13 protein-coding genes are annotated in these 9,752 nt (G+C 66.8%); 8 read left to right on the forward strand and 5 right to left on the reverse strand.

Translation table 11 applies throughout. The features are described 5' to 3' along the window. Positions 1 to 103: 103 nt before the first annotated feature. The 5 genes from BO39_RS28245 to BO39_RS28265 all read right to left on the reverse strand — a co-directional run bounded on the left by BO39_RS28245 (position 104) and on the right by BO39_RS28265 (position 4,274). A complete protein-coding gene (locus BO39_RS28245; protein WP_156964086.1) occupies positions 104 to 970 on the reverse strand; it encodes a Bug family tripartite tricarboxylate transporter substrate binding protein in 867 nt (288 codons plus the stop codon). 179 nt (positions 971 to 1,149) lie between these two features. Then, positions 1,150 to 1,638 carry a MarR family winged helix-turn-helix transcriptional regulator gene (locus tag BO39_RS28250; protein WP_043840056.1) on the reverse strand — a complete coding sequence of 163 codons (489 nt, stop codon included), beginning with the start codon at positions 1,636 to 1,638 and terminating at the stop codon, positions 1,150 to 1,152. 1 nt (position 1,639) lies between these two features. Continuing rightward, positions 1,640 to 2,050 carry a Rieske (2Fe-2S) protein gene (locus BO39_RS28255; RefSeq protein WP_043840058.1) on the reverse strand — a complete coding sequence of 137 codons (411 nt, stop codon included), beginning with the start codon at positions 2,048 to 2,050 and terminating at the stop codon, positions 1,640 to 1,642. After that, complete coding sequence (locus BO39_RS28260; protein WP_043840060.1) at positions 2,050 to 3,153, reverse strand: amidohydrolase family protein; 1,104 nt, start codon at positions 3,151 to 3,153, stop codon at positions 2,050 to 2,052. Before BO39_RS28260 ends, BO39_RS28255 begins: the two co-directional genes overlap by 1 nt. Continuing rightward, positions 3,150 to 4,274: an amidohydrolase family protein gene (locus tag BO39_RS28265; RefSeq protein ID WP_052402977.1), complete on the reverse strand. Its 1,125-nt coding sequence runs from the start codon at positions 4,272 to 4,274 to the stop codon at positions 3,150 to 3,152. The genes BO39_RS28260 and BO39_RS28265 overlap by 4 nt, the downstream gene beginning before the upstream one ends. Before the next feature lie 181 nt (positions 4,275 to 4,455). Here BO39_RS28265 and BO39_RS28270 point away from each other — a divergent pair, with 181 nt between their 5' ends. From BO39_RS28270 to BO39_RS28300, 8 genes are all read left to right on the forward strand, one after another. Beyond that, on the forward strand, positions 4,456 to 5,790 hold the full coding sequence (locus tag BO39_RS28270) for an FAD-dependent oxidoreductase (protein WP_043840062.1): 1,335 nt from the start codon (positions 4,456 to 4,458) through the stop codon (positions 5,788 to 5,790). Between the two features lie 417 nt (positions 5,791 to 6,207). Beyond that, positions 6,208 to 6,348 (forward strand): hypothetical protein, encoded by a 141-nt coding sequence (locus BO39_RS34115; protein ID WP_211257603.1) that lies wholly within the window; start codon positions 6,208 to 6,210, stop codon positions 6,346 to 6,348. A 121-nt stretch (positions 6,349 to 6,469) separates the two neighbouring features. Beyond that, entirely contained in the window at positions 6,470 to 6,862 is a 393-nt protein-coding gene (locus BO39_RS28280; protein ID WP_043840064.1) for a hypothetical protein, read from the forward strand. Positions 6,863 to 6,960: 98 nt separating this feature from the next. Beyond that, positions 6,961 to 7,266, forward strand: a complete 306-nt coding sequence (locus BO39_RS28285) for a hypothetical protein (protein ID WP_156964088.1) — start codon at positions 6,961 to 6,963, stop codon at positions 7,264 to 7,266. Between the two features lie 105 nt (positions 7,267 to 7,371). Then, positions 7,372 to 7,575 (forward strand): hypothetical protein, encoded by a 204-nt coding sequence (locus tag BO39_RS34760; protein ID WP_245615458.1) that lies wholly within the window; start codon positions 7,372 to 7,374, stop codon positions 7,573 to 7,575. Between the two features lie 12 nt (positions 7,576 to 7,587). Next, a complete protein-coding gene (locus BO39_RS34765) occupies positions 7,588 to 7,914 on the forward strand; it encodes a DUF1003 domain-containing protein (RefSeq protein ID WP_281175642.1) in 327 nt (108 codons plus the stop codon). An 87-nt stretch (positions 7,915 to 8,001) separates the two neighbouring features. Then, positions 8,002 to 8,817, forward strand: coding sequence for an alpha/beta fold hydrolase (locus BO39_RS28295; protein WP_043840067.1), 816 nt, complete (start codon positions 8,002 to 8,004; stop codon positions 8,815 to 8,817). 189 nt (positions 8,818 to 9,006) lie between these two features. Beyond that, positions 9,007 to 9,702: an MOSC domain-containing protein gene (locus tag BO39_RS28300; protein WP_052402978.1), complete on the forward strand. Its 696-nt coding sequence runs from the start codon at positions 9,007 to 9,009 to the stop codon at positions 9,700 to 9,702. Positions 9,703 to 9,752: the final 50 nt, after the last annotated feature.

Below are 9,752 nucleotides of genomic sequence, written 5' to 3' on the forward strand. Positions count from 1 at the left end.
GCGGTACCCAGGGTAGGTAGAAGGGTCTGAGGTCATCCAGGCAGACTGCCCCGGCTCGCTCCTACCAGCCACGCCCCATCAACTTGCCAATGCCTGGAGATCACTACTCCGACCGGACGCCGTATTTTTGGGCCACTTCCGCGAGGCGTCCGCCCATCTCCCGCAGATCGCGCTCCAGTTCCTGAGCCGTCGTGATGCGCGGCACGAGGCCGAGACTCCGCATGCGCTCGATTGTCTCGGGGGCGCGGACCACGTCTTGCACGGCCGCGGTCAGCCGGGTTCTGAGATCTTCGGGCATACCCTTCCAGCCGAAGAGGCCCGGTATGCCCTCCACCTCCAGTTCGGGCGCGCCCGCCTCCTTCACGGTGGGCACGTCCGGCCAAGCCGGGGAGCGGATGGAGGTGGTCACCGCCAGCAACCGCAGCCTACCCTCCTGCACGAGTGGAGCGAGGGTCACGAGCGGCTGCACTGTCAGGTCCACGCGCCCCGCCGCCGTGTCCAGAGCCGCCGGCCCGGTGGTTCGATAATTGACGAAGACCGCATCCAGGCCGTGGCTCCGGAGGTAGGCGTTGGTGAGCAGGTTCGTGCCCCCCGGCGCCGAGCACCAGCTAATGTCGCCGGGCCGGGCGCGGATCCGCTCAAAGACCTCGGACAACGTGGCCGCGGGGAAGTCGGGGCGCACCGCATAGGCGAGAAAATCCGTCGCCACGGGCGCGATGGTCACCAGATCGGCCCGAGTATCATAGGGCAAACGGGGGATGAGGACCGGCGTGGTCGTGATCGTGCCTGCATTGGTGAAGAACAACGCCGTGCCGGGTGGCGCCTGCACGAAGGCTTGCGCCGCGATGCTGCCCTCCGCACCCGGGCGCGTGTCCACTGGGAAGGGCACGCCGAAGTGCCGCGACAGGCCCTCGCTGACCAACCGCGCCATCACGTCGGTCGATCCCCCGGGGCTAGCGGGGGTGATCACGCGAATGGGGGCCGTGGGCCATCCCCCTTGAGCGCGTGCTCGGGCCGGCAACGCCAGCGCAGCCGCCCACAGCAGAAGGCGACGTGAGATCCCGCAACTGGAACCGTTCTTCAACACCGTTTTCTCCCCTCCCCTTTGCCTTCCCGTGCCCTCGTGGCCCGCAGATGGCTCGCAGTTTGTCACATCATTGCAGGCACCTCAGCCATCGCCGGCACCTGCCGCAGCAGCTGGCGCAGCACCTTGTCGAACACGATGAGGTCACCCTGGCCGATCCCGTCCAGCAGCCGTGCGTCGCGTTCACCAGAGATCTGCACCGCCGCCTTCGCAAGGCGCGTTCCGTTGGCGGTCATGGAGATGGCGACCGCACCACCTTGGCCGCCAAGGCCGGTAGCCGTCACCATACCACGCTCTTGAAGGCCGCGAATGGCGCGGCTGGCCGCGGCCTTCTCGGTTTCGGCCGCCTTAGCCAGCGCCCCCACGGTCAACGTGCCCAGCTTCTCCAACGCGAAGAGCAGGCGCCACTCGACCATGCCGAGGTCCAGGTTCTCCCGGTAATAGGCGGAGGCGTTCCGCGTCAGCCGGTTCGCGAGGGTGATCACGCGCACCGCGAGCAGCGTCTCTGCAAGGAAGCCCAACTCCTCGTCCTGCCTGGTCACCGTCGCCTCCATCTCAAGCCTCGACGACGACGAACCGCGCCTCGACCGAAACGGGGAAGGTCTCAGCTTGGAGTTCGGTTGCCTCCGCGCCACCCACCTCTACAGAGGTCTCGTAGCTCCGCACCTTCAAGCGCTTCGGATCGCACCAGGATCGGCCGGTGCGGATGTCGAACTCCCATCCGTGCCAGGGACAGCGGACCAGTTCGCCGCGGCGGCTGAGGACGTAGCGGCCGGGCTCGCTCGCCTCCACCAGTGCGGTCAGGCGGCCATCGCAGAGCGAGGCACCCTCGTGCGGGCAGCGGTCGGCTATGGCGAAGTACGCGCCCCCGATGTTGAAGACGGCGATCCCGCGCCCCTCGACCTCGACACGTTTGCGGGCGCCCGGCGGGATTTCATCCACTGTCGCGACGACGTGGCGCGCCATCAGGGGAAGCCGTAGAAGTGCTGGGCGTTGCCGAAGAGCAGCTGATCCTTTTGCGCCCTGGTAAGCGGCGCGCGGAAGGCGTAGCGCGGATCGTCGAAGTCCCAGTGCGGGTAGTCCGTGGAGAAGAGCAGCCGGTCCCACCCGATCCGGTCCATAAGCTCCAGCAACTGTCCTGGGCGCTCAGGCTCTTCCATCGGCTGGGTGGTGAACCAGATGCTCTCGCCCAGATACTCGGACGGGCGACGCCGGACATGCGGCACCTCACCTCGCATCCGTTCCCAGTTGCGGTCCATTCGGGCGCAAAGGGAGGGGATCCAGCCGAGCCCCCCCTCCATGATGACGAAGCGCAGCCGCGGGAACCGCTCGAACACGCCCTCGAAGATGAGGCTGACGACGATGGCCTGCATCGATTCCGCGACGGCGTGGTGCTCCTCCATGTAGTAGGAGGGCCAACCGCCGCCCGTGGAGGGATGGCCGTTGGTGCCGCCGACATGGATGGCGATGGGAAGGTCATGCCGCTCCGCCGCCTCGAAGATCGGCCAGTAGCGCCGGCGGCCCAGTGGCTCGTCGGTGCGGGGCAGGATGAGAATCTGCACGAAGCTCGGGTCGCCCGCCCTCGCCTCGATCTCGGCCACCGCTCCGACGGCATCCTCCTGCGCGACGAGGACCGAGCCCTTCAGCCGCGGTTCCTGCCCCACCCAACGCTCGGCCTGCCAGCTGTTCATGGCCCGGGTCAGCGCCACGCCGAAATCGAGGTTGCGCTGGCTGCCAGGATTCCATCGCAGGGGGATGAGGATGCCGTGCTCGATCCCGTTGGGGTCCAGGTGCTGGCGCCGCATCAGGTCAAGGCTGGAACCAGGCGGGCCGCCCTCCTCGGGATAGGCGTCCACGCGGGCGGCGTCGGGCGACATGCGGGGATGCGTCAGCGCCTCGGAGAAGGCGTGGCGGAGATGGCTGCCATAGGTCTTGAGGTGCTCGATCCAACGCGGCTCGAGATAGGGGTGGACCTCCGTCCAGGACGTCATGGCCGGGTGGATGTCGCAGTCGATGACCTGTCGCTTCGCCGCGACGGGGCGGGAGGTCCCCAGGGCGGTGGCGCTCATGCGGGCATCTCCGCGGCTGCGGTGGCGGGCTTGAGGAGGCGCGGGTAGGTCGCCAGCGGGTTGTCGTGCACGATCTTCCGCAGCAGCGCCTCGGGCAGGTCCGGCGGCAGCGCGTCGTCGCCCTCGTACTGCCAGTGCGGGTAGTCGGTCGAGAAGAGGAAGAGCTCGTCCGAGCCGAGGTGCTCGACCAGCCGCCCGATGCCCTTCGCTGCGTCCGCGTCGTCCACCGGCTGTACGGTGAAACGGACATGGTCGCGCAGGATGGCCGAGGGCAGGCGGGTAACCCAGGGCACCTCTGCGCGCACGCCCTTCCAGGTCTTGTCTGCGCGCCAGATATAGCCGCTGAGCCAGGTGAGGCCGGACTCGATCATCACGATGCGCAGGCCGGGGAACTTGGCGAAGACGCCCTCAGCGATAAGGCTCTGAAGCTGCTGCTCGAAGGCGGCGCTCTGGGAGATGTAGTCCTCTACAAAATAGGAGGGCCAGCCGACCGAGGTGGGCGCCGATCGATAGGCGCTGCCGGCATGAACGCCGACCGCCAAACCCAGGCGCTCGGCGGCTGCGTAAATCGGCCAGAGTTGGCGGCGGCCGAGCGTGACCTCGCCTGAGACGAGCATGAGGACCTGGATAAAGCGCGGGTCCTCCGCGCAGCGCTCGATCTCCTCCACGGCGAGCGCGGTGTTGTGGACGGGGATGACGATTGAGGCGCGCAAGCGCGGATCGCGGTTCAGCCAGGCGTCGCGTATCCAGTCGTTCGTCGCGCGGCACAGGGCCGCCGCCATGTCCTCGCTGTGCATGAGGGTGCCGCCATAAAGCGGGTTCAGGATGCCGAGGCCAGGTCGGTAGTAGTCCAGGACGTGCCGCCGCATCGCTTCCAGCGAGGCGCCGGGCCAGCTTCCGTCTGCTGGTCGCCAGTCGGGCCGACAGGTGATCGGGGCCCCCTTGGGGTAGCTGGTGAGGCTCAGGTTCAGGCGGTCGAGCGCGCGCACAGCCACCATCTCGCGCCAGTAATCGTCGAGGTAGGGCAGCAGGACGTCCATGCCCGGCACCGCCGGGTGGAGGTCGCAGTCCACCCCGCCCGCGAAGCGGGACAGTGGCGCGGGACGATCGGTGTCGTCCATTCTCGTTTCCTCCTCAGGCTTCAGAACGCCTTTTCAAGTCGGTCAACAAGGTGGACATGTTTGGTGACGTGTCAACATAAATTGGCGATCTGCATCCAAGGGGACTGGCCGGTGGATGGCGAAGGTTTAGCCTTCGCTTCAGGCAAGGCGACGCCCGGCGGTCTGGGCCAGGAGGAAACGGATGGCGCAGCAGCCGGCGACGATCGTGCCGAAAGTGTCCACGGCCACGCGGATCGTGCGCCGCGAGAAAGCCATCCTCCCCGTGGCGCGCGAGGCGGATCTCTGCGTGATGGGTGCCGGCATCGCCGGCATCGCAGCGGCCGTGGAGGCGGCTAGGATAGGGCGGCGCGTACTGCTGGTGGACGGGCTGCCGGTGCTTGGCGGCCAAGCCGTGAACTCCATCGTCGGCACGATCTGCGGCCTGTACTCGAACGGCGAGAACGGCCGGCAGCTTACCTACGGCATCGCCGAGAGCATCGTGCGCGACATGGTGCCGCAGGGTACCGCCTACTACCGCCCCGGCCTCGTCAACAACATCCTCATCTACAACGACGTTGCCCTCGGCCGTTGGATTGAGGAGACGGTGCGCGCGGCCGGTATCACCGTCCTCCTCGGCGCCGTGCTGCGCAAGGTGGAGGTGGAGGGCCGCCGCGTGACGCGCCTGCACCTCTCCACCCGCTACGGCGACGTCACCGCGGAGGCAGCGGGCTTCGTGGACGCGACCGGCGACGCGGCACTCGCATGGGGGGCGGGCTTCGCCTGCCGCGAGCCCGCCGACGGGCCGGTCTTCGGCACGCAGATGGTGGTGCTGGAGAACATCGACGAGGCGCACATCCCCTCCCGCGAGGCGCTGCCGGCGCGGATGCGGGAGCGGGCCGGGGACTACGGCCTCCTTCGCCGGGAGGGACTGAGCTTCGTCATTCCCGGCAGCGGCATCGCCATGATGAACATGACTCACATCGAGACGCCGCTGGAGCCCTTCGCCGCGTCGGCCGTGACACTGGAAGGGCGTGACCAGGCGGATCGCGCCGTACGCTTCCTGCGCGAGCAGTTTCCCGAGGCCTTCGGCCGGGCCCGCGTACGTGCCTACGGATTTCCCGGTATCCGCCAGACGCGCTGGATAAAGGGCCGCCAACAATTGACAGTGGAGGATGTCTGTCGGGGCACGCGCTTCCCGGACGCCATCCTTCGCACGGCCTGGCCGATCGAACTGCACGATGCCGGCGCCGAGCACAAGTGGAACCCCTTTGGCCCCGACCACCTGCACACCGTCCCCTTCGGCGCCCTGGTGCCGGAGGATGGCGACAACGTGGTGGCGGCCGGCCGCTGCATTGACGCGGACAACGCCGCCCTCTCATCGGTACGGGTGATGGGGCCCTGCATCGCCATGGGCATGGCGGCGGCGCACGCGCTCGATCTAGCGAGGAGCGGCAGCGTGCATCAGATCGACATCTCCGCCCTGCAGGAGCGGGTTGCCGACAACCTGCACCGTAACGATGAAGCACCAATTAGGTGAAGCCGAGGAAGGAATTCGAAGGCGGCAACTCGCAGTCGGGCGCAAAGCTCCGCGCGTCAGCAACGCCGATCCGTGCAACACACTCGCACTGGCAATGAAAGCACGCCTGCGGAAGTGATTCGGGGCGGCTCCCCATCGCGGACCTTATCGACCGTGGCATTCCGCCGGGCGCCTACCTCTATCGGGTGATCGCGCGGCTCCGGTGCTCGGCCCGCGGCGCGCGTCCATCGGCGGATGTTCCGCACGAACACCAATCATTCCGCTTATGCTATACGTCATGCTGACGTATAAAGGTCGAGCTGGGGCAATCCCGCTCCGGTGCAACCCGGCAATCAAGTCGTGCTCTCGAACGGGCTGACAGGGCGTCACGTCCTCGCGGTTCCCATCACGATTAGTGCCGTCTCAATCACGGTAGGGGTGCTGCTGACCGAGGAGGACTCCCTGAAGGTCGACGCGGGCGATATCGAGGTGATTGCATCCCTGGCGAACGCCGTGCAGGGCAGTTACCAGCGCTTCCGCACGTTCCCTGCGAACGAGTTGGGCCGGTTCGTCCTCTAGAGGCCCCATCCGGCGCTGGCCACGCGTCCATCGGCGCGCTCCGCACGGACCTGCAGAGGCTGTGGCGGGCACGTCCCTGGCAGGAGTAGAGCGTACTTCCACGTCCGACGGAGACGCACCGATGGCCGCCGGTTTCGCCGCCCTTGCCCTCCTCGCCGTGCTCGCGCCGGGGCTGCCTGATCCGCCCGCGCCCGTGCCGTCCTGGTTGCCGGTCCGTGCACCGCCCGTTGCCCACCTTTCCCCAGATGGGCGCCTGATGGTCACGCTGGAGCGGGACGAGGCCTTCGGCCAGATCGAGACCATCACGGTCTTTGCCGACCCGAACACGCGGCGGGCCCGCCGAATCTTCCGCTCGGTCGGTGACACGCCGCTGCGCTTCCTGCGATGGCACGAGGATCGCGTAGCCGAGCTGGAGTTCCCGCCGCAAGGCGGGGAACTTGCTTATCGGTTGCGGCTGGCCTGTGGGGACGAGACTTGCACTCTGGGCCGCGCACCTGTCGAAGGAGGGCGGTAGGCGCAGGGTCAGGTGCCAGGGGCCTATCGCGGCAGGCGACACAAAGCAGCCCATCTGTCGCCTAGTCACCAACAGCCTGCCTACCTAACTGTCCATGCATGTCCCGCTCACCTGCTGCCGACCTGGCCCCCCTCATCAAGCTTTTGCAGGCGGGCGTTCCACCCGCCCGCGCGGCCGCTGAACTCTCTCGTGTCGTGGCGAATTGGAAGGTCGAACTTCGGGACGACGATGAGGAGCTACAGGAGCGGCTATCCGGCTTGGCCGAGCAGATGACAACGGGGATCGAGGAGATGCACGAGGGCATCGCCGAGGCAAGCGACAAGGGGAAACCCACGCTGCGCCGAATACTGGCGACCCATGTAGCGGTGCTGGACGAGGTGCGGAAGGCGCAAGGGGCAGGGTAGGCATCTTCTCGGTCCCACTAGGGAGGCTACCGCAGCTGACCCAAACCAGTCACTCGCGCGTTCTGATGGCATCTACGCGCCGCCGGGTACGAGAATTGATCTGACATGGTAAATTCAACGCTGACGATGTTGCCACCCAAGCCGGGTAGCCTGAGCACTTGCCTCCTGCGCAATACCCAGGCGCTGGAGGAACGGCGCCGTGAAGAAGCCGCGGCCGCGAGCCGCGAAGAGCGGATTGCCCAGGCTATTACCCGCTTCACCGGCAGCATGACCTTCGTCTACATCCATCTCGCTTTTTACGGCGTCTGAATCCTGATCAATCTGGGCTTCATCCCGGGTGTACCCAAATTCGACACGTCCTTCGTGGTGCTGGCGATGGAAGCCTCGGTCGAGGCCATCTTCCTCTCCACCTTTGTACTCATCAGTCAGAACCGCATGGCGGCGGCAGCCGACAAACGTCCCGATCTCGATCTCCAGATCAGCCTACTAACTGAGCACGAGCTGACCAAGTTGTCCCAACTTGTCGTCGAAATTGCCAAGCGCCTGGACATCCAGGCCCATGCTGACCCTGAGTTACAGGAGGTTCAGCGAGACATCGCACCAGAGGTCGTGTTGGACGAAATCGAGGCTCAGCAAGAGAAGAACTGAGGCGTAGGGAATGACTGCTATCCACCCTCTCCGGCGCTGTTCCCCGCCGCTTGTGCGTCGTCGTACAAGCCGGGTTAGGATGGCGGCATGCCTGAGATTCGTCATGTCGCCTCTGGCCGTGCCTCCCTCGCAGCCGAGGCAGTTGGGGAAGGCCAGCCCGTAATCTTCCTCCACAGCAATGCCGGCGACCGTCGCGAGTGGCACCGGCCAATGGGACGCGTTGGCAGGGGGCACCAAGCTGTTGCCTACGACCGGCGCGGCTTCGGCGAGACACGGGCCGAGCGGGAGGACCACTCTGCGGTGGCGGACCTGATGGCGGTGCTGGGCGCCGTAACGGACGGCTCGCCCGCCGTCCTCGTCGGCTGCTCCATGGGCGGCAAGATCGCGCTCGATGCGGCGCTGCGGCATCCCGCGCGGGTCTGCGGCTTGGTGCTGATTGCGCCGAGCGTCGAGGGCGCGCCCCTGCCGGACCACCCGCCAGAGATCGCGGAGACAGTGGCCTGGGCGCAGGCGGCCGGAGTGTCGGGTGGTCCCGAGCGCGCGGCGGCAGCGAAGGCCCGTCTCTGGCTCGACGGCCCACTCGCGCCGGAGGGGCGGGTCGGGGGCGCGGCGCGTCAGCTGTTTCTCGACATGATCGGGATCGCGCTCCGCGCGCCACCAACGGGGACGAACCTCGACCGGGTACCGGCCTACGGGCGCCTCGGTGCGGTCGTGGTGCCGACCCTCGTCGTCCAGGGCGATCTCGACTTCCCGCACATTCAGGCACGTTCGCGCCACGTTGCGACAACGGTGCCGAACGGGTCTTGGCACGAGATTGCGGGCGTCGCGCACCTGCCAGCGCTGGAGCGGCCCGACGACGTGGCCAGCCTCGTTGGCAGTTTTCTCGTCCGTTGCTTGGGCTGAGGGTTAGGACGACGGTCCGTAGAACCGCCGTCAGCGGGACAGGAGCCGGGTGCCTGATGTCGATCTCCCGCCCCACCCAGCGCTAACCCCGGCCAAGGCGGCACCGCGGCAGGCGACCCAAAACGGTCATTCCTTTCCCGATTGCTGTCTCCGGGCTCTGGGCGACATAAAGCCGGTCGGAGGAGAGCGATGACCGGCGAGGCAAATGAGGGCGAATTGGTGGGGGCGGTCGCGGCCCTGATCCGCTTCCCGACCAAGTCCATGGCTGGAGAGTGCCGCACCGAGTTGGAACTTCGCTGGCCTGGCATTCATGGCGACCGTCAGTACAGCTTCTGTCGCGCCGCAGACCGCTCACGGTTCCCATGGCTGTCCGCTCGTGACCTCTCGAGGCTCGTGCTATATCGGCCGCTCTACCACAGGCCCGATGATCCGCGTCACTCACCAGTGGAGGTCACCACCCCGTCTGGCGAACGGTTAGCTCTGGACAGCCTAATCCTTGCGGAGATGCTATCCAACGAGGCTCAGGCGGCCGTTGGCTTGATGCAGGTAGGCAGTGGCATCTTCGACGCCATGCCCGTCTCGCTCGCATCCACTGCGAGTTTGGCTGCCGTAGATGAGGCACATGGCACGGCGTTGGACGCCCGCCGCTTTCGGCTGAACATCGTGGTTGAGAGCAGCCAGCGGGATAATGACTGGTGCTCTGCCATTCTTAGCTTCGGGGAGGTTGACGACGGGGCACGGGTGCTAGTCAATAATGCCATACCCCGATGTGCCCTCATCACCATCGATCCCGACACCGCTGAACGAGACGCGACGGTGATGCGAACCGTGGCGCAGAAGGGCATTGGCAAGTTGTTTGAGAGGAAGGGGAGATCTGTCGCGTGATCGAGCGCGCTGCAGGATCGTGACGCCGTCTGGACGCAGGTTTCCTGCTG

Origin of the sequence: Roseomonas aerilata DSM 19363 (assembly GCF_000711725.1) — a bacterium.
Lineage (GTDB): Bacteria > Pseudomonadota > Alphaproteobacteria > Acetobacterales > Acetobacteraceae > Roseomonas > Roseomonas aerilata.

Excerpts from the sequence above, each read along its gene's own strand:
- BO39_RS28285 (WP_156964088.1), top strand. The coding sequence starts at position 6,961 with ATGTCCCGCTCACCTGCTGCCGACCTGGCCCCCCTCATCAAGCTTTTG.
- BO39_RS28265 (WP_052402977.1), bottom strand. The coding sequence starts at position 4,274 with ATGGACGACACCGATCGTCCCGCGCCACTGTCCCGCTTCGCGGGCGGG.
- BO39_RS28295 (WP_043840067.1), top strand. The coding sequence starts at position 8,002 with ATGCCTGAGATTCGTCATGTCGCCTCTGGCCGTGCCTCCCTCGCAGCC.
- BO39_RS34760 (WP_245615458.1), top strand. The coding sequence starts at position 7,372 with ATGGTAAATTCAACGCTGACGATGTTGCCACCCAAGCCGGGTAGCCTG.
- BO39_RS28280 (WP_043840064.1), top strand. The coding sequence starts at position 6,470 with ATGGCCGCCGGTTTCGCCGCCCTTGCCCTCCTCGCCGTGCTCGCGCCG.
- BO39_RS28255 (WP_043840058.1), bottom strand. The coding sequence starts at position 2,050 with ATGGCGCGCCACGTCGTCGCGACAGTGGATGAAATCCCGCCGGGCGCC.
- BO39_RS28260 (WP_043840060.1), bottom strand. The coding sequence starts at position 3,153 with ATGAGCGCCACCGCCCTGGGGACCTCCCGCCCCGTCGCGGCGAAGCGA.
- BO39_RS28270 (WP_043840062.1), top strand. The coding sequence starts at position 4,456 with ATGGCGCAGCAGCCGGCGACGATCGTGCCGAAAGTGTCCACGGCCACG.
- BO39_RS28250 (WP_043840056.1), bottom strand. The coding sequence starts at position 1,638 with ATGGAGGCGACGGTGACCAGGCAGGACGAGGAGTTGGGCTTCCTTGCA.
- BO39_RS28300 (WP_052402978.1), top strand. The coding sequence starts at position 9,007 with ATGACCGGCGAGGCAAATGAGGGCGAATTGGTGGGGGCGGTCGCGGCC.